Consider the following 17,018-nt stretch of genomic DNA (forward strand, 5'->3'; position numbering starts at 1 on the left):
CCTGAGGGGATCAGGCTAACTCTGCTGTTTCAGCTTATTAGCTAGTTTTTTGCGCTCGTTTGCATCCAGCTCTACTTTCCGGATGCGCACGGTTTCGGGAGTTACCTCCACGCACTCATCCTCCCGCGCGAACTCTAGACACTCTTCTAGGGTGAGGGTGCGCGGCGGAGTCATGCTTTCGAATACATCGGCGGTTGCCGAACGCATGTTGGTGAGCTTCTTCTCCTTGGTGATATTCACTTCCATATCATCCTGGCGAGAGTTTTCACCAACAACCATACCCTCGTAAACCTCTTCGCCTGGCTGCACAAAGAATGTCATGCGCTCCTGCAGGTTCATAATCGCAAACGGGGTTGCGACGCCGGCACGGTCTGCCACGATTGAGCCGTTCTGGCGAGTAGTAATCTGCCCAGCCCATTCACCGTAGCCGTGTGAGATCGCGTTCGCGATACCGGTGCCGCGGGTGGTTGTCATAAACTCTGAGCGGAAACCGATGAGACCGCGGGATGGCACCACGAACTCCATCCGCACCCAACCGGTGCCGTGATTTGCCATACCTTCCATGCGTCCCTTGCGCGCCGCCAGCAGCTGGGTGATGGCGCCGAGATGCTCTTCCGGGGTGTCAATGGTGAGGTGCTCGAATGGCTCATGCAGCACCCCGTCAATCATTTTGGTCACAACCTGTGGTTTACCCACGGTCAGCTCAAAACCTTCACGGCGCATGTTTTCAACCAGAATCGCCAGTGCCAGCTCCCCGCGGCCCTGCACCTCCCAGGCGTCAGGGCGGCCAGAATCAAGCACCTTAATAGACACGTTACCGATAAGCTCGCGGTCTAAGCGGTCTTTAATCATACGCGCGGTGAGTTTGTGACCCTTAACTTTACCTACAAGCGGCGAAGTGTTGGCACCGATGGTCATCGAGATTGCTGGATCATCAACCGTGATTACCGGCAGCGGGCGCACATCTTCGCTGTCGGCAATAGTTTCACCGATGGTGATGTCTTCAATGCCGGCGATTGCGACAATATCACCCGGACCGGCCTGCTCAGCCGGGTACCGGGTCAGCGCTTTGGTCAGCAAAAGCTCTGTGATCCGCACATTCTGTACGGCCCCGTCGTGCTTCACCCACGCCACGGTTTCACCTTTGCGGATAGTGCCGTGATGCACACGCAGCAGCGCGATTCGGCCCAGGAACGGTGACGAGTCAAGGTTGGTGACATGCGCCTGCAGCGGGTGCTCATCGTCGTAACTCGGCGCTGGCACGTGCTTCAAAATCGCCTCGAAAAGCGGCTCCAGGTTGTCATTGTTTGGCAGCTCACCGTCAACCGGACGGTCGTGGCTGGCAGCGCCGGCACGGCCGGAGAGGTACACTGTTGGCACGTCCAGCACCGCGTCTACGTCAATGTCGGGGTTGTCTTCGTGCAGGTCACTCGCGAGCCCCAGCAGCAAGTCCTGAGCTTCGCTCTCAACTGCGGCAATGCGGGCGTCTGGACGGTCAGTTTTGTTAACCGCGAGAATCACCGGCAGCCGCGCCTCCAGTGCTTTGCGCAGCACGAAGCGGGTCTGCGGCAGCGGCCCCTCTGAGGCATCAACTAGCAGCACCACGCCGTCAACCATGCTCAGCGCCCGCTCCACTTCGCCACCAAAGTCAGCGTGTCCGGGGGTGTCTACCACGTTAATGGTAACGGCACCCCCTGCCGCGTGTGCTCCAGAGTAGGCAATCGCCGTATTTTTCGCCAGAATGGTAATGCCTTTTTCGCGCTCCAGGTCGTTGGAATCCATCACCCGATCATCGACCTCGGTGTGCGCGTCAAAGCTGCCTGTCTGTTTCAGCATCGCGTCTACCAGAGTGGTTTTACCGTGGTCTACGTGAGCTACGATAGCTACGTTGCGTAAATCTTCGCGGGTGGCGAGCGCCATAATTTCCTCATATTCTGCTGCTTTTGCAATTAAACTTAGGTATCTATTTTAGCAGCGCTCAGACCTCCTGAAAACGCCGGAAACAAAAGAAATTCCAGCATTACTTTGGCGGTTTCGTGATTATCGCTATAGTTTTGCTATGGATACAGCACAGAAGCTCAGCAGTTTGATTCAGCTGCAAACCGTTTCGGCGCCTGCAGCTGATGCCGCCCAGCAAAAGCTCCACGACGCTGCTTTTGCGGCTTTCGATACTGCACTGGCGCAGCTTTTTCCACGACTGCATGAGGTTTGTGAGGTGTCGCACGACACCGCAGCGCAGCTACCGCTACAACTGCTGTGGCGCGGCGCTGATGCCGAGCTTGCTCCAGTGGTTTTAATGGCGCACTATGATGTGGTACCAGCTCCGTCGAGCGACGCTGACCCAGAGCCTTTTAGCGGCGCTATCAGGGATGGTTTTGTGCATGGCCGTGGCGCGCTCGACGACAAGGGCCCGCTGGTAGTGCTGTTGGAGGCTGCAGAGCAACTTGCCGCGGCGGGGTTTCAACCACCGCGCGATATTCTGTTTGCGCTTGGCAGTGACGAAGAGGTGCAGGGTATCACCGCGAAAAACCTTGCCACTGCGTGGCGCGAGACGGGTCAGGTGCCGTACCTGGTGATTGATGAGGGCGGTGCGGTGGTGGATCAGCCCTTGCCGGGGTTACCCGTGCCGGCTGCCATGATTGGCGTTGGTGAAAAAGGCATCGCCACTTTCAAGCTGCGGCTGCGCGGCAAGGGCGGACATGCTTCGGCACCGACCACTCCTTCGACCCTAGGGCGGATGGCGCGTGCTGTGACCAGGCTGGAGAAGCAGCATTTCCCGGCACGGGCACCGCACACGCTAATGCAGATGCTGCGGCTGTTCGCCGCCCAAGCACCAAGGCAGCAACGCCACCTGTTGCAGGCGCTCACCACCCATCCGAAAGTTACTGCGGCAGCGCTGGCGACGCGCGGCGGGGAGAGCGCGGCTCTGGTGCGCACCACGGTTGCGGTTACTGGTTTTCAGGCGGGCGTTGCAGATAACGTGATTGCCCCGAGCGCAGAGGTTACTGTCAATTGCCGAATTGCTCCGGGTAGCAGTGTTGCCGCAACTGCGCGGTATTTAAAACGCGTGGTGGCTGATCCACAAATTACAATTACAACGGTTTATGGTGAAGAGCCAACCGAGCTTGCCAGCACCGCAAGCCCGCAGTGGCAGTTAGTGGCCGAAACGGTTGCTAAGGTGTGGCCGGGCACGCTGGCGGCGCCTTATATTATGCTCGCCAATACCGATAGCCGGCACTGGCATCGCTTCACTCCCGCGGTGTATCGTTTCGCACCACTGCAGATGTCGGTGGCTCAGCGTGAGAGCATTCACGGTGTGGGTGAGAAGGTTGCAGTGAGCGCTCTGCAGGAGGGCGTTGCTTTCTGGAAGCTATTGCTCAGGGCACTGCCGGGAGCACAATCCGCGCTTAGCGAGCACATTGATAACGCCCAGAAGTGACCGGAGAGAGACTGAGAGCATGGCGCAGAACATGAAAAAGAGCATGGCAGGCATTATTGGCGCGCTGGCCGTAGTGGAGTTTGTGAGCGGGATCTTGCAGGGGTACTATATTCCGCTGCTGACAGATGTGGCGCAGCATTTTGGTGTGCATGACGCTGACGTGAACTGGTTGGAGGGCTCACAGCTGATGTTTTCGGCACTGATGGTGCCCCTGTTTGCGAAGCTCGGTGACAGAGTCGGCCACGCCAAAATGCTGTTGTTAAGCACGGCTCTGACCGCTGCGGCTTCGCTGGCGCTGGTGTTTGCCGGTAACTGGTGGCTGTTTCTTGCCGCGTGGACACTGCAGGGTGTCTACACCGTGTGGTTGCCGCTGGAGATTGCGCTGGTGTGGGCGCGGGCCGCTGATAGCCCGACGAGTAAGGCGCAAACTGCGAAGGCTGCCGGGATTCTGGTGTGTTTCCTTGAGGTCGGGGCGATTTGCGGGGCGCTTGCCGGAGGTGCGCTGATTGACGCTTTCCCGCTGCAGCTGGTTTTGGTGATTCCGGCGGTTGCGGTGGTTTTGTGCACACTGGCGGTGTTGTTCTTCGTGCGCGACCGGACGCAGCTCGGGGCTTGGTACACAGCCGAGCACGCAACCGCACACGCAACCACGCAGCGCGCGGCGTTTGATTCCCGCGGACTGGTGCTGCTGTCGCTCGCGCTCTTGTGTCTCACAGGCGGGCTGAGCATGTTCCGAGTTCCGGCGCTGGTGGGTTACGCGGCGCTGGCGGTGGTTGCTGGCCTGGTTGTGCTGGTTCCTTTTGTGCGCCACGCGCTGCGGCACGCAGATCCACTAATCGACGTCAGAATGTTTCGCAATCCGGCGCTGTGGCCGCTGTTTTTAACCGCCGGCCTATTCGGCATGAGCGTTTTGGGCGCGCAGGCACCGCTGTCTACTTTTGCACGCACTGACCCTGCGGTCTACGGTTATGGGCTCGGCGCGAAGGGTTTTACGGTATCGCTGCTGATTGGTGTTTACGTTTTGATGATGGCGGTGGGGGCGCTGCTGTTCCCGTTAATTCGGAGGTGGTGGGGCGCTAAAAACGCTTTGACGCTGGCCGCCTTTATTGTCGGCTGTGCCTATTTGCTGTTTTTGCCTTTCCACGATACTTACACGCAAACTTTGCTGAACATGATGCTTGCAGGGGTTGGATCCGGCATGCTGGTTGCAGCGCTGCCGGCGGCTGCCGCTGCGGCGGCCCCGCAAACGCAGACAGGGGTGGCAACCGGTCTCACGAACTCGGTTAAAACCGTGGGCGGCGCAGTTGCCTCCTGTGTTTTTGGGATTGCGCTGCTGCAGGGAGCTGCTGGCTCTGCAGGGTCGCTCTCCGGCTATCTCACAGTGTGGACAATCTGCGGCCTCTCAGCGCTGGTTGCGGCGCTGTGTCTGCTGTTGATTGTGCCAAAGCGGGCGCTGTAAGCGGCTTAACCGCCGCAAACACTGTGCGTGGGGCAAAGCCCCTTCCTGCTGCATGCTTCAAGCAGCCGCACCGGCATCAGTGCGCGGTTTTTACCGCGGCTTCCAGCAGCCCCCAGATTTCATTGTAAAGCTCTGGAGCTGCGGCACACACAGTGGCCGGCTTAAACACCTCAAACTTGTCACCGTCACGTTTAAACCCGAACTGCTCCCGCATTGCGGCGCAGCTCTCTGGTAGCTCTTCAACCAGCGCGATGCTCAGCACGGCTTTAGTGTCGCCCTCAACCAGTTCGTAACGCAGCCCGCGCAGCTTATTAGAAACCTCAAATTTTTTCTCCCACTGGGTGATGTCGAGGGTGTAGGTCTCGCCAACACTAACCTGCGGCACAGCGGCGCTAATCTGCTGCTCGGCGCTGCTCTGGTTCGGAGTCGTGGTGGTTGTCTGACCGTTGCTAGGCTCGCTGTTCTCGGCGGCTGTTGTCACAGTTTCGGGGCTGTTTTGCGCGGCTTTGAACTGGTTCACGAAAACCGTTGCTCCCACCAGCGCTATAATCGCAATCACTCCGACCACAATCCACGGTAGGAAATGTGCTTTGCCGTAGTTCGTTTCGCTATTTGTTCCAGTCATTCTCGCACCACCTCTTGCTCTCTGCTGTGCTGTCGCTGCCCGGCTATTGCTGTTGCCGTGCCGTTTGCCGCCTGTGACCGCAGTTAGCACCGTGGCTGTGGCGCTGACCGCGATAATTTATGTGTGGATCGCCCCGCGGCGGTTCTTACTGCAACGCGGCAAGCGCTGCGGCATAGTCTGGCTCTTGACCGATTTCTGGCACCTGCTCAGTGTAAATAACGGTGCCGTTTTCGTCTACTACCACAATCGCGCGGCTAAGCAGCTCGCTCAGGCCGCCGTCAATCATATCGACGCCGTATGCGGCACCGAAGCCGCGGCGGAAATCTGACAACGTGATGACGTTTTCGATGCCCTCTGCGCCGCAGAAACGTGCCAGCGCAAATGGCAGGTCACGTGAGACGCAGACCACCACGGTGTTCTCTAGCGCGGCTGCCTCCTGATTAAAGTGGCGCACGCTGGCCGCGCAGATACCGGTGTCGATGCTCGGGAAAATGTTGTAGATTACGCGTTTGCCAGCGAAACTTGCGGTGCTCACCTCTGCCAGTGAGGTATCAACCAGAGTTGCTGCTGGCGCGGTTTCTCCCACCGCAGGCAATGCGGCGCTGGTGTGGACAGTGGTGCCTCGAAGGGTAATCTCAGTCATATTTATATCCTATCCTGCGGTCATTAAAAGTTGGTGGGGAGTTTATGACCGCTGTTGCGACGGGTGCCGCTAAAAAGCACAGCCGCCGACCAAATGCTGGCCGGCGGCTGTGGCTAAACCGTGGTTTAGAAGGAGTTTACATCCAGTGGGATGCCCGGACCGAAGGTGGTTGAAACCGCACCCTTCAGCACGTACTTACCCTTTGCTGAAGCAGGCTTCAAACGTACGATCTCTTCCAGCGCTGCGCTGATGTTGTCAGTCAGCTGCTCCGCGGTAAATGATGCTTTACCAACGATGAAGTGTACGTTTGCGTGCTTGTCTACACGGAACTCAATCTTACCACCCTTAATGTCGGTTACAGCTTTTGCTGCATCCGGGGTAACGGTGCCGGTCTTTGGGTTTGGCATCAGACCACGTGGGCCTAGCACCTTACCGAGACGACCAACTTTACCCATCATGTCTGGGGTTGCAACTGCTGAGTCGAAGTCGGTGTAGCCGGCAGCTACCTTCTCGATCAGCTCGTCGCCGCCAACCTCGTCAGCGCCCGCAGCCAGAGCTGCTTCTGCTGCTGGGCCGATTGCGAAAACAATCACGCGAGCGGTTTTACCAGTGCCGTGCGGCAGGCTAACGGTGCCGCGCACCATCTGGTCTGCTTTACGTGGATCAACACCGAGCTTTACAGCCACCTCAACGGTGCTGTCAGTTTTAGCTGAGCCGGTCTCACGTGCGAGAGCTACAGCCTCAGCTGGGGTGTAGAGTTTGCCAGCCTCGATCTTAGCGGCGGCGGCGCGGTATGCCTTAGACTTCTGAGCCATAATTTACGCCCCTCCTTATTCGACCGTGAGGCCCATTGAGCGGGCGGTGCCCGCGATGATCAATTCTGCTGCGTCGAGATCGTTTGCGTTAAGATCTGGCATCTTAGTCTCTGCGATCTGACGGATCTGGTCACGAGTCACCTTGCCAACCTTTACGGTGTGCGGGGTGCTTGAGCCCTTCTGTACACCAGCTGCCTTCTTCAGCATTTCAGCTGCTGGTGGAGTCTTCAGTACGAAGGTGAATGAACGGTCTTCGTAAACGCTGATTTCTACAGGAATCACGTTGCCGCGCTGAGCTTCAGTCGCTGCGTTGTAAGCCTTGCAGAATTCCATGATGTTGACGCCGTGCTGACCCAGTGCTGGACCTACCGGAGGTGCTGGGTTAGCAGCGCCTGCAGGGATCTGAAGCTTAATCAGACCCACAACCTTCTTGGCTGCCATTTTTGTTCCTTTCGATCGAAACCTGACGGTCTCTCCCACCGGCTAGGATTTCCAGCCGTGGTAATTTGTCACGGGCACAGCTGCAAAGCGCACCACAGACAACTCTCTAACTTTACATGATTTTCTGGCCGCAGGCAAGGCGCTGCCCAGGGGCCCGAAAACAGTTTGTGCCGGGATGTCGCTAAGGCGACAAACCCGGCACAAATCTTAAATTTGCTTTTAAACGCAACAGCTGATTTAGTGGCTGCACGAGCTAATTAAGCTCAGCTACCCGCCGCTCGGACTAGTCTCACTAGCATCAGCGACCTGCGCTAAATTAACCGATGCGCACTGCCGCGGTCAGCGGAATACCAACGCCGTCGTGGCTAGCAATCACGGTGTTGTTGCTGTAACCGCCGTGCACTGCCTGACCGTTGCCGATGTAAATTGCAACGTGAGTACCCGAAGAAGCGTTACCGTAAATCAACACATCGCCTGGAGCAAGTGCGTCAAGTGAAACCTGCTGCCCAAAACCGGTGTAATCCCATACGCCCGTGCCAAGGTCATAACCGCCCTGATCACGACGCTTGGTAACACCCACAGCTGCAAGGCTGTTCTGCACTAGGTCGGTGCAGTCCTGCGCAACGCCGAGCTGCGCGAGAGCAGCTGCCATCACGCCTGAACCGCCAACGCCGGCTGGGATATCAACAGCGTTCGCGCTGCGGCCAGCGGTTGCAGCGGTCTGCCCACCCGCAGCAGTTTCAGTTACCGGGGTGGTGGCCGCAGGAGCGATGTATTCCAGCTCCAGTGAAGCCAGTGGCTGCTCGGTGAAGTAATCAGCAGCGTCGATAGCCTGCACTTTCCCGGTGCGTGCGGCATATGAAATTGGATCAAGTTCACCCTCAGCCGGCACTGCGTATGCAGGAAGTGCAACGGTGGAGGTCAGGCCCGCTGCGAGCGCCGCTGAGGCGAAAACACGCAGGGTCTTGGCACGACGAGGCGCGGCAACTGTATTTACAACTGTGATTTCAGTGCTTGGAGTGAATTTCATGCTCAGCTTTCTGCAGGCTCGGTCACAATTATTAAAACTACTCTAGACCAATGTAACGGAAATGTCACGTTGAGGCTTGAAGCAGCACTTGAAGGTTACGGCTCTATTACAAAAATGTGCGAGGCTGTTTCCTTAGAAATCTCTAGCTTCTCACCGCTCGCGGTGGTCACAAAAAATTTTCCTGGGAGTTTACTAAACTTCGCTTTTTTGCCGGGGAGCAACCCCACCTCACTGAACAGCTTCAGCTGTTCGGCATCAACCTGGGCAGGCTCCGCCAGCTGTGCAATCTCAGCCTCAAACTCCGGCACCGCTGTTTCTGTAAAGACGGCTGCGACCGACACCACCGGCATTGTGAAAGAACCGCGCAGCTTCACCCCGAGCTCCCCCAGCCCCGGAATCGGGTTGCCGTAAGGCGACTTGGTTGGCTGCTCCAGCAGCTCCAAGATTCGCTTCTCGACTCGCTCACTCATAACGTGCTCCCAGCGGCATGCCTCATCGTGCACATACTCCCACTCAAGCCCGATAACGTCGTGCAGCAAGCGCTCCGCGAGCCGATGCTTACGCATCACCTGCACGGCTTTTTCGCGACCCTCAGGCGTGAGCTCCAAATGCCGATCATCCGACACCACAACCAGGCCGTCACGCTCCATCCTCGCCACAGTCTGCGACACAGTCGGGCCGGAATGCCCGAGGCGCTCCGAAATTCGTGCGCGCAACGGAGTAACCGCCTCTTCTTCGAGCTCCAGAATAGTGCGCAAATACATTTCAGTGGTATCGATGAGATCAGTCACGTTTACCCTCGTTTCGCTATCGTCAGCTTTAAACACTAATCCTAGCCTAGCCTGAAATGCCAACCGCAATATCTGAAAATACCGGTAAACTTGTGCCATGGAGCAAATTTCTATCCCGCAAGACCTGCTACCCGCTGATGGCCGCTTTGGGTGTGGCCCCTCAAAAGTTCGCACCGCACAGCTTAACTTCTTAAACTCCCTGCAGCCGCAGGTGCTCGGCACCTCACACCGTCAAGCACCGGTAAAAAACCTGGTGCAGAGTGTGCAACAGCAGCTCCTGGAGCTGTTCAAGGCACCTTCCGGGTACGAAATTCTGCTCGCTAACGGCGGCGCCACCACTTTCTGGGACAGCGCGGTGCACTCACTGATCCGCACCCAGAGCCAGCATGCCAGCTTCGGTGAGTTCGGCGCAAAATTTGCGACCGCGGCGAAGCAGGCACCGTTCTTGGCTGATCCACAAATTATGGCTGCTCAGCCGGGTGGTTTTGCCGCGTGCGAAGCGGTCGACGGCATCGACGTTTACGCCTATCCGCACAACGAAACTTCTACCGGTGTGATGAGTCCGGTGCGGCGGATCGGCTCGGCCGACACCGCGCTCACCGTGGTCGACGCGACAAGCGCGGCTGGCGGCATCGATTTTGACGCGGCAGCAACAGACGTTTACTATTTCTCGCCGCAAAAAAACTTTGCCAGCGACGGCGGCATTTGGTTTGCGCTGGTTTCTCCAGCAGCCCTGGAGCGTATCACCGAGGTCACCGGCTCTGGGCGTTACATTCCGGAGACCCTCAACCTCGCGGGCGCGGTTGATAACTCCGCCAAGCATCAAACCCTCAACACCCCGGCGCTAGCAACTCTGGCGTTGATGGATGAGCAGCTACGGTGGATGCTGCAAAACGGCGGCCTGCAGTGGGCTGACGCGCGCACCAAAGAGTCCTCCGGGCTGCTGTATGACTGGGCAGAGCGGCAAAGCTTCGCGACCCCGTTTGTGAGCGCGACCGAGCACCGCTCGCAGGTGGTTGTCACCATTGATTTTGCTGATGACATTGACGCCACGAAAATTTCGCAGGCGCTGCGCGCAAACGGCATCGTTGACACTGAGCCGTACCGGAAACTCGGGCGGAATCAGTTGCGGATCGCGACTTTCACCGCGATTGACCCGCAGGATGTGGCGCAGCTGACGCGGGCGCTAGACTACGTTATCTCCAAACTGTAGTTTTGGAAACGGAGGCGGGTTGGTGAGACTTGCTCCGCCTGCGCCGCCACCAACCTGAGAAGCCGGCCGCAGCAGCTATAGAGACCGCCGGCTCGTCGCGAAGCAAGTCTCACGCCGCGCGGTCAAAGGCTCGCTGCAGCGTTGGATGTGTCAGCAGGGGCGTCCTCAGAGCTAGCGGATTCCGTGGTGATGTCCACGTCTGCAGGAGCGGGCTGATCTACCGGACCCAAATTATCAAACAACACATCTGCGAGTGTATCCAAATCGACGCTATCAATATCTACGCCATTTATCTCGTCATCAAAATCGCTGAAGTCGTTCTCTAGCAAATCGTCTTCAGCATCAATATCTTCGGCGGCGAGCTCCTGCGCCGCCTGCGCCGCTGCCAAGGCCTCATCAGACGCTGCAGCCGCCTGCGACTTGCGATAGTCGGCCAGACGCTGTGACCACGGCACCCATTCCGGTGCCAAAAGTGCATCTGGCCCCGGCAGCAGCCCCAGCTCAGTCACGGTTACCGCAGCTTTCGGGCTCAACCGGGTTACAGTAACTACCCAACGCCACCCCACATATGAGGGTTTCAGGCAGTCAAACACCAGGTTGCAGCTGCCACCATCAGACAGCTGCGCAATTTCCAGCATGTCACCTATGGTGTCTGCGGCGGTCACCGTCACCAGTTCACCACGCGCTAAACGCTCCGCCTCACGCAGCGCTTTTCCTTTTAACTCAGTCATTAGTTATCCCTCAAAATCTGTTGCAACCTGCCGCAGCATCACCGCGAGCTTTCGGGCTTTGGCGCGCTCAGGGTAATTACCCTGCTTTAATTTTTCACCAACGCCGTCAAGCAACTTCACCAAGTCTTCCACGATTACCGCCATCTCATCAGCGGGAATCCGCGGCTTGTGGGTTTGCCGTTGCGGCGCGTTCAACACCCGCACCGACAGCGCCTGTGGGCCACGCCTGCCCTCACCCACAGCGTATTCGACACGCGCTCCTTGCGGCAGCTGAGTATCTCCAACGATTGATGCGTGCACGTAAACCTGTTGGCCGTCCTCACCCGCGATGAATCCGAAACCCTTTGCCTCATCGAAGAAACGCACTTTTCCAGTTGGCATTTTTATGTCACCTCAGTCATACCTAAAACTTTTGCGATCACGCACTTATTTGTGCAAAACTTCGCCTGTTTCAAGCATAGCGGAGCACGGCGCAAACACCACCAAAGCTAGCCGCGCTTTCCTCAGCCAAGTGCACCAAGCGTCACATAAGCTAGGCTAGAGACGTGAGAAAAAATAACAGCAACAACCAGACGGTCCAGAACAGCAAACTAGAGTCTGTGCTGGCCTGGGGGGCCGTGATTTGCATCGGCGCCTCAGTTTTAGCTTTCCTAGTGGTGCTGATTATAGGCGCGATTCAGTCAACTCGCGAAGTTCCTGGTGGCTCATATCAAGCAATTGCATGGATCGCATACGTCGGTATGCCACTCGGCTTCCTGATGCTTTTCACACTACTTTTTATGAACCTGTCAAAGCGCAAGCGAGAGCAGCGCCGGTAGCGCAGCCGGATTAATCACGCTGTGCCGCCGCTAACGGCTAGCGCCAACCAAAACCGCGCACTGCAACAAAACCGGTATAGCCGCTACAGCGTCGCCAGCCGCGCCATCACCGTTGCGGATTCTTCCCGCTTCGGCTCGAACACCGCTTTTTCGGTGACAATCGCGTCGATTAAGTCTGCCGGGGTCACGTCAAAAGCCGGGTTATAGCCGGCGACGCCTTCCGGTGTCAGCCGCTGGCCACCCAGGAAGTTCACCTCGTCGTCACTACGCAGCTCAATCTCGATGTCTGCGCCGCTCGCGGTCTGCAAATCAACCGTTGACGCCGGTGCCGCCACCAGAAATGGCACTCCCGCGCGGTGGCAAGCCAGAGCAACCGCAACCGAACCGATTTTATTTGCGGTGTCACCGTTCAGGGCGATTCGATCCGCCCCAATAATCGCAAAATCAACCAACCCCCGCAAAATTGTGGAGCTCGCAGCCCCATCAACCTGCACCCGATGTGCGATGCCGAGCTTCTTCAGCTCCCAGCTGGTCAGCCGCGACCCCTGCAGCAGCGGGCGGGTCTCATCAGCATAAACCTCTTCCACCAGGCCGCGCTCGTGCAGTTCGCGGATCACGCCAAGCGCGGTACCCCAAGCGGTGGTTGCCAGTGCACCGGTGTTGCAGTGCGTCAGCACCCGGTATTTCTCCCGTGGATAGTTCGCGATTAACCAGTCTGCGCCGCGACGAGCAAGTTCCCTATTGGCAGCTTCGTCAGCGGCTGCGACCGCATGTGCCGCCGCTAACACTGCTGCAAAACCCTGGGGAATCAGCGGTGCGACCTGATCAACCCCCCATGCCAAATTCACCGCGGTCGGGCGTGCCTCACGCACCGCCGCCACAGCGGCCGCAATCGCTGCGTCATCCCAGCCTTTTGCAGCACCCTCGGCGAGCACCAGGGCCACCCCGTATGCACCCGCAGCGCCCAATGCCGGGGCTCCGCGCACTACCAGCCGCGCGATCGCATCAACCAACTGCTCGGTGCTCACAACATCAATAAATTCCTCAGTATGCGGCAGCTTGGTTTGATCAATCAGGCGGATCGCGTGCCGCGGCTCAGTAACCCAGGTAATCGCTCTAATCACGGTAACTCCTCAAATCTGCTGCTCAGTCCAGTGTCACAGCGCTGCAGCAACAAGCGTGCAGCGCCCCTCACTGAGGTTTTTAAGTCTTCTAAAGTCTAACCCATTCGCACAAGCGTTGTCGCTGCCGCCAGCAACCGCTATCGTTGTCCGCCCCAAAATACTGCCCCACTGCCTGCCCCGCCCGCAAGCACACCTGCGCCAAACACGGCGAGCATGGCAGTGCCAAGCACGAGCACACCAGCTCCAAGCATGAAGATTTTCAGCCCAGTCATAGAAAACTACGGAACACTAGAAGCATGGGAACACAAAATAAAGGACCTCGTATCCTCATCGTAGATGACGAACCAAACATCCGCGAGATGCTGCTTACCAGCCTGCGCTTCGCAGGCTTCGGGGTGCGCGCCGTCAGCAACGGGGCGCAAACGATCTCTGCCGTGCTTGAGGAAGAACCTGACATGATCCTGCTAGATGTGATGCTGCCAGACATGAGCGGTTTTAGCGTAACCGAGCGGCTGCGCGCTGCTGGCTACACTGCACCGATTCTGTTCCTCACCGCGAAAGACGATGTGGAAGATAAAATTAAAGGGTTGTCTGTGGGCGGCGACGACTACGTCACCAAGCCCTTTAGCCTTGACGAGATTATCGCCCGCATCAAAGCAATTTTGCGCCGCACCACTCCTGAGGAAGAAACCACGGCGCTGTCTATCGGCCCTATCACAATGGATCAAGACACCCACGAGGTGCAGGTTGGCGAAAACAGTGTTGAGCTCAGCCCGACTGAGTACAAGCTGCTGCGCTACCTGATGCAGAACCCTAACCGGGTGCTCTCAAAATCACAGATTCTTGACCACGTCTGGGAGTATGACTTCAACGGTGACGCTGGAATCGTAGAATCATACATTTCTTACCTGCGTCGTAAGCTCGACCCGCTGACTCCAGAACCACTAATTCACACTAAACGTGGTTTCGGCTATATGCTGAAAGTCGAAGGCATCTAAGCAGCTTTTACGCTGCGCGCCGGGCGGTTACAGAGTGCTGTGGCCGCCCGCTGTGCTTTGCCGCAGAGGCCAAATTCAAGGAGCAACAATGGCGAAACCAACGCTGCTGAAGCGATGGGCAAACGTGACCCTGCGCAATAAGATAACCAGTGTTACTGTACTAATTTTGCTGTTCGGCCTGTCAATCACTGGCACTGGCACTATCTCGCTGCTGAAGCCAAGTCTTTACAACGCTCAAGACGCGGAATTGCAACAGCTGCTGAGCGATCCGGTTTTGGCACTGCAGCCGGGAGCGACGCAGGGTCAAATAACTCGCGCTGATGTCGTTTACGCTCCTAACAACTATTACGTTGCGCTCTTCGACAACACTGGCGCTTTCCTCTACGACAATATCGAATCTGAATCACAGCCCACCCCAGAAGTGCACAGCATTGATCCGCAGTGGCTAGCCACCCCTAGCAACCTCCGCCGCGTATTTGATTTTGGCGACCCTTCTGGCGTGCACTGGCGCGGTGTCCTGGCTCCGGTTTACAGTGATATCGGAACTGCGCCGACTCAGGTTTCAGGGTATCTGCTAATCGCTTCCTCGACCGCTATCATAGACCGCATTGCGGCACAATATATGACTATTTTTATCGGCTTTGGGCTTGCCGTAGTGCTGCTCGGAGCGGCTCTCACTCGGATTCTAGTAACCGCCACTTTCGAGCCGCTCAGCGAGGTGGAGCGCACCGCACGGGATATTGCTAGGGGTGATTTCTCTAAACGTATCCATGTTGAGACCCCAAACACAGAAGTTGGTCACGTAGGCACTTCGCTCAACGTAATGCTTGATCGTATTAACAGCGCCTTTAATGACCGTGCGGCAACAATCGAAAAAATGCAACGTTTCGTAGGTGATGCGGGCCATGAGTTGCGCACACCCTTGGCATCAGTACGGGGGTATGCCGAGCTTTATCGCATGGGGGTTTTCCAGAGCGAGGAAGAAGTTGCGCAGGCGATGGGTCGCATCGAAAAAGAGGCAATCAGAATGACCAGCCTGGTGGAAGATCTATTGTCTCTCGCACGTCTTGACGCCAGCCGCAAATTGGAAATGACCCCGCTTGATTTGAACGCCCTAGCACGGGATGCGGTGCTTGACGCACTGGCACAAGACCCGGATCGGGATATTACTGTGCTGCAGGATCCAACCACCCCGATGGCACTGGGCGATGAGCATAAAGTGCGGCAAATCATGACAAACCTGTTGGCTAACGCGATTCGACACACCGATACTGGCACCCCAATCGAGATTGCGGTGTCGCAGCAGCCACACTGTGCCCGTTTTGAGGTGCGAGATCACGGCGAAGGCGTGCCCGAGCAGCATCGGGAGAAAATTTTTGACCGTTTCTGGCGTGCGGACACCAGCCGCAACCGGGAAACAGGGGGCAGTGGTCTCGGCCTGTCGATTGTGTCATCTATTGTGGCAGCTCACAAGGGACGCGTTAGCTGTCACGAAACAGCTGGTGGCGGCGCAACCTTCCGCGTTGATTTGCCGCTCGCTGAACCACAGCTGGCTGATAACCAAGCACCTGATGCAGCAGCGGTTTTTGAGCGGGGTTTGGCAGATACCGCAGCAGGCTCAAAGCCTAAACCGCAGAACATAAAGCCTGCAAAGCAGCAACTGGCTAAAACTGCTTCCCGAGCCACCCGAAAGCTTCGTGGGAAAAACAGTAACAAAGCTGAGTAGCACACAGCAGCGCAGGGACTACTGATTGCAGCAGCGAACAGCAATGTACGTGAGAATTGCACAGCTCACCAACGCAGCAGAGGGCATAAGAGGGGCGGTGTTCATAAGGAACACCGCCCCTCTTCATTTTCTCAGCTGTTGCCAGTTACTTCTTACGTCGCAGTACCAGCATACTCGCGCCAGCGATTACCCCGAGGCCGCTCAGCAGCACAGCGCCGGAGAGTGAAGTACCGGTCTTTGCGAGAGTTTTCGCTGCGCCAGGAGCAGCTGTTGAAGCAGCTGGTTTCTCCGGTACAACCGGAACTACGTTCTGGTCGTTTTCAGACGCGCAATCTGGCTTTGCGATAGGACCAAAAACCGCTGTCTTTGCTTCGCCGAGCGCGATAAAACGGTCAAGCTTGGTGCCAGCTACCAACGGCTCCAGATTCGCATACAAGGCTGGATCGTAAGCTTTCTCCTTATCAAAGAAGTAGCTCTGCACCATAACTGTCTTACCATGGTAGGTTGTGCTGTCAAAAGCAGGGTAAGCTGCTTTAAAATCAGCAAGCGTCAACTGCTTTTCAGCGTTCAGCTTATCGCGCAGCGCAGCATTCAGTGAGATTGACTTACCGTCAACAGTAGCAACAAGACGGTGGTTAGCTTCCAGCACCGCATTGTCACCGAGCTTAATCAAGAACTCATCAACCTGTGGCTGCCCAGCAACACAAGCTGCTGACCCAAGCACAAAATCCACAGTCGCAGCAGGAGCCTGCGTAATTAGCTGGCTACCACCGCACTGCAAGCTATCTGCGGTATTAAAAACAACTGTCTTTGCTTCGCCGAGCGCGATAAAACGGTCAAGTTTGGTGCCAGCTACCAACGGCTCCAGATTCGCATACAAGGCTGGATCGTAAGCTTTCTCCTTATCAAAGAAGTAGCTCTGCACCATAACTGTCTTACCATGGTAGGTTGCGCTGTCAAAAGCAGGGTAAGCTGCTTTAAAATCAGCAAGCGTCAACTGCTTTTCAGCGTTCAGCTTATCGCGCAGCGCAGCATTCAGTGAGATTGACTTACCGTCAACAGTAGCAACAAAGCGGTGGTTAGCTTCCAGCACCGCATTGTCACCGAGCTTAATCAAGAACTCATCAACCTGTGGCTGCCCAGCAACACAAGCCATCGTACCGAG

At 56.9% G+C, this 17,018-nt stretch carries 18 protein-coding genes; 6 read left to right on the forward strand and 12 right to left on the reverse strand.

Annotated elements, in window-relative coordinates; all coding sequences use genetic code 11:
* Window positions 1-15: 15 nt before the first annotated feature.
* The gene (typA, locus tag F5897_RS06520) at window positions 16-1,920 is read right to left on the reverse strand and encodes a translational GTPase TypA (protein ID WP_124825001.1); all 1,905 of its coding nucleotides are present in this window, start codon (window positions 1,918-1,920) and stop codon (window positions 16-18) included.
* Between the two features lie 139 nt (window positions 1,921-2,059).
* On the opposite strand from typA, the gene F5897_RS06525 reads away from it, so the two are divergent.
* Together F5897_RS06525 and F5897_RS06530 are read left to right on the forward strand one after the other, a co-directional pair.
* The gene (locus tag F5897_RS06525) at window positions 2,060-3,439 is read left to right on the forward strand and encodes a M20/M25/M40 family metallo-hydrolase (protein WP_183304928.1); all 1,380 of its coding nucleotides are present in this window, start codon (window positions 2,060-2,062) and stop codon (window positions 3,437-3,439) included.
* 19 nt (window positions 3,440-3,458) lie between these two features.
* Window positions 3,459-4,898, forward strand: a complete 1,440-nt coding sequence (locus F5897_RS06530; protein ID WP_246332275.1) for an MFS transporter — start codon at window positions 3,459-3,461, stop codon at window positions 4,896-4,898.
* A gap of 76 nt (window positions 4,899-4,974) precedes the next feature.
* Here F5897_RS06530 and F5897_RS06535 read toward each other — a convergent pair whose 3' ends face one another.
* From F5897_RS06535 to F5897_RS06560, 6 genes are all read right to left on the reverse strand, one after another.
* Entirely contained in the window at window positions 4,975-5,523 is a 549-nt protein-coding gene (locus F5897_RS06535) for a hypothetical protein (RefSeq protein ID WP_183304929.1), read from the reverse strand.
* Window positions 5,524-5,668: 145 nt separating this feature from the next.
* A complete protein-coding gene (gene tpx, locus F5897_RS06540; RefSeq protein ID WP_124824998.1) occupies window positions 5,669-6,166 on the reverse strand; it encodes a thiol peroxidase in 498 nt (165 codons plus the stop codon).
* Between the two features lie 125 nt (window positions 6,167-6,291).
* The gene (gene rplA / locus F5897_RS06545; protein WP_124824997.1) at window positions 6,292-6,981 is read right to left on the reverse strand and encodes a 50S ribosomal protein L1; all 690 of its coding nucleotides are present in this window, start codon (window positions 6,979-6,981) and stop codon (window positions 6,292-6,294) included.
* A 15-nt stretch (window positions 6,982-6,996) separates the two neighbouring features.
* Window positions 6,997-7,422, reverse strand: coding sequence for a 50S ribosomal protein L11 (gene rplK, locus F5897_RS06550; RefSeq protein ID WP_124824996.1), 426 nt, complete (start codon window positions 7,420-7,422; stop codon window positions 6,997-6,999).
* A gap of 316 nt (window positions 7,423-7,738) precedes the next feature.
* Window positions 7,739-8,452, reverse strand: a complete 714-nt coding sequence (locus tag F5897_RS06555; protein ID WP_183304930.1) for an NlpC/P60 family protein — start codon at window positions 8,450-8,452, stop codon at window positions 7,739-7,741.
* A 95-nt stretch (window positions 8,453-8,547) separates the two neighbouring features.
* Window positions 8,548-9,243, reverse strand: coding sequence for an iron-dependent transcriptional repressor DtxR (locus tag F5897_RS06560; protein ID WP_124824994.1), 696 nt, complete (start codon window positions 9,241-9,243; stop codon window positions 8,548-8,550).
* 97 nt (window positions 9,244-9,340) lie between these two features.
* Between F5897_RS06560 and serC the strand changes: the two genes are divergently transcribed.
* On the forward strand, window positions 9,341-10,456 hold the full coding sequence (gene serC / locus F5897_RS06565; RefSeq protein WP_183304931.1) for a phosphoserine transaminase: 1,116 nt from the start codon (window positions 9,341-9,343) through the stop codon (window positions 10,454-10,456).
* Window positions 10,457-10,578: 122 nt separating this feature from the next.
* On the opposite strand, the gene F5897_RS06570 is transcribed toward serC, so the two are convergent.
* On the reverse strand, window positions 10,579-11,187 hold the full coding sequence (locus tag F5897_RS06570; RefSeq protein WP_183304932.1) for a DUF3027 domain-containing protein: 609 nt from the start codon (window positions 11,185-11,187) through the stop codon (window positions 10,579-10,581).
* 3 nt (window positions 11,188-11,190) lie between these two features.
* The gene (locus F5897_RS06575) at window positions 11,191-11,568 is read right to left on the reverse strand and encodes a cold-shock protein (RefSeq protein ID WP_183304933.1); all 378 of its coding nucleotides are present in this window, start codon (window positions 11,566-11,568) and stop codon (window positions 11,191-11,193) included.
* A gap of 164 nt (window positions 11,569-11,732) precedes the next feature.
* Here F5897_RS06575 and F5897_RS06580 point away from each other — a divergent pair, with 164 nt between their 5' ends.
* Complete coding sequence (locus tag F5897_RS06580) at window positions 11,733-12,005, forward strand: hypothetical protein (RefSeq protein ID WP_183304934.1); 273 nt, start codon at window positions 11,733-11,735, stop codon at window positions 12,003-12,005.
* Window positions 12,006-12,088: 83 nt separating this feature from the next.
* Here F5897_RS06580 and mtnA read toward each other — a convergent pair whose 3' ends face one another.
* Both mtnA and F5897_RS07950 read right to left on the reverse strand, forming a co-directional pair.
* A complete protein-coding gene (gene mtnA, locus F5897_RS06585; RefSeq protein WP_343048848.1) occupies window positions 12,089-13,129 on the reverse strand; it encodes an S-methyl-5-thioribose-1-phosphate isomerase in 1,041 nt (346 codons plus the stop codon).
* A 137-nt stretch (window positions 13,130-13,266) separates the two neighbouring features.
* Window positions 13,267-13,401, reverse strand: coding sequence for a hypothetical protein (locus F5897_RS07950; RefSeq protein ID WP_281375801.1), 135 nt, complete (start codon window positions 13,399-13,401; stop codon window positions 13,267-13,269).
* A 24-nt stretch (window positions 13,402-13,425) separates the two neighbouring features.
* Here F5897_RS07950 and F5897_RS06590 point away from each other — a divergent pair, with 24 nt between their 5' ends.
* Together F5897_RS06590 and F5897_RS06595 are read left to right on the forward strand one after the other, a co-directional pair.
* Window positions 13,426-14,127 carry a response regulator transcription factor gene (locus F5897_RS06590; protein ID WP_124824989.1) on the forward strand — a complete coding sequence of 234 codons (702 nt, stop codon included), beginning with the start codon at window positions 13,426-13,428 and terminating at the stop codon, window positions 14,125-14,127.
* 88 nt (window positions 14,128-14,215) lie between these two features.
* Complete coding sequence (locus F5897_RS06595; protein ID WP_183304935.1) at window positions 14,216-15,853, forward strand: sensor histidine kinase; 1,638 nt, start codon at window positions 14,216-14,218, stop codon at window positions 15,851-15,853.
* Window positions 15,854-15,998: 145 nt separating this feature from the next.
* Here F5897_RS06595 and F5897_RS06600 read toward each other — a convergent pair.
* The coding region (locus F5897_RS06600) for an LPXTG cell wall anchor domain-containing protein (protein WP_221221335.1) at window positions 15,999-17,018 on the reverse strand (1,020 nt) is incomplete at its 5' end.

This window comes from Canibacter oris (assembly GCF_014197205.1).
Lineage (GTDB): Bacteria > Actinomycetota > Actinomycetes > Actinomycetales > Microbacteriaceae > Canibacter > Canibacter oris.

Excerpts from the sequence above, each read along its gene's own strand:
- typA (WP_124825001.1), bottom strand. The coding sequence starts at position 1,920 with ATGGCGCTCGCCACCCGCGAAGATTTACGCAACGTAGCTATCGTAGCT.
- F5897_RS06525 (WP_183304928.1), top strand. The coding sequence starts at position 2,060 with ATGGATACAGCACAGAAGCTCAGCAGTTTGATTCAGCTGCAAACCGTT.
- F5897_RS06530 (WP_246332275.1), top strand. The coding sequence starts at position 3,459 with ATGGCGCAGAACATGAAAAAGAGCATGGCAGGCATTATTGGCGCGCTG.
- F5897_RS06535 (WP_183304929.1), bottom strand. The coding sequence starts at position 5,523 with ATGACTGGAACAAATAGCGAAACGAACTACGGCAAAGCACATTTCCTA.
- tpx (WP_124824998.1), bottom strand. The coding sequence starts at position 6,166 with ATGACTGAGATTACCCTTCGAGGCACCACTGTCCACACCAGCGCCGCA.
- rplA (WP_124824997.1), bottom strand. The coding sequence starts at position 6,981 with ATGGCTCAGAAGTCTAAGGCATACCGCGCCGCCGCCGCTAAGATCGAG.
- rplK (WP_124824996.1), bottom strand. The coding sequence starts at position 7,422 with ATGGCAGCCAAGAAGGTTGTGGGTCTGATTAAGCTTCAGATCCCTGCA.
- F5897_RS06555 (WP_183304930.1), bottom strand. The coding sequence starts at position 8,452 with ATGAAATTCACTCCAAGCACTGAAATCACAGTTGTAAATACAGTTGCC.
- serC (WP_183304931.1), top strand. The coding sequence starts at position 9,341 with ATGGAGCAAATTTCTATCCCGCAAGACCTGCTACCCGCTGATGGCCGC.
- F5897_RS06570 (WP_183304932.1), bottom strand. The coding sequence starts at position 11,187 with ATGACTGAGTTAAAAGGAAAAGCGCTGCGTGAGGCGGAGCGTTTAGCG.
- F5897_RS06575 (WP_183304933.1), bottom strand. The coding sequence starts at position 11,568 with ATGCCAACTGGAAAAGTGCGTTTCTTCGATGAGGCAAAGGGTTTCGGA.
- F5897_RS07950 (WP_281375801.1), bottom strand. The coding sequence starts at position 13,401 with ATGACTGGGCTGAAAATCTTCATGCTTGGAGCTGGTGTGCTCGTGCTT.
- F5897_RS06590 (WP_124824989.1), top strand. The coding sequence starts at position 13,426 with ATGGGAACACAAAATAAAGGACCTCGTATCCTCATCGTAGATGACGAA.
- F5897_RS06595 (WP_183304935.1), top strand. The coding sequence starts at position 14,216 with ATGGCGAAACCAACGCTGCTGAAGCGATGGGCAAACGTGACCCTGCGC.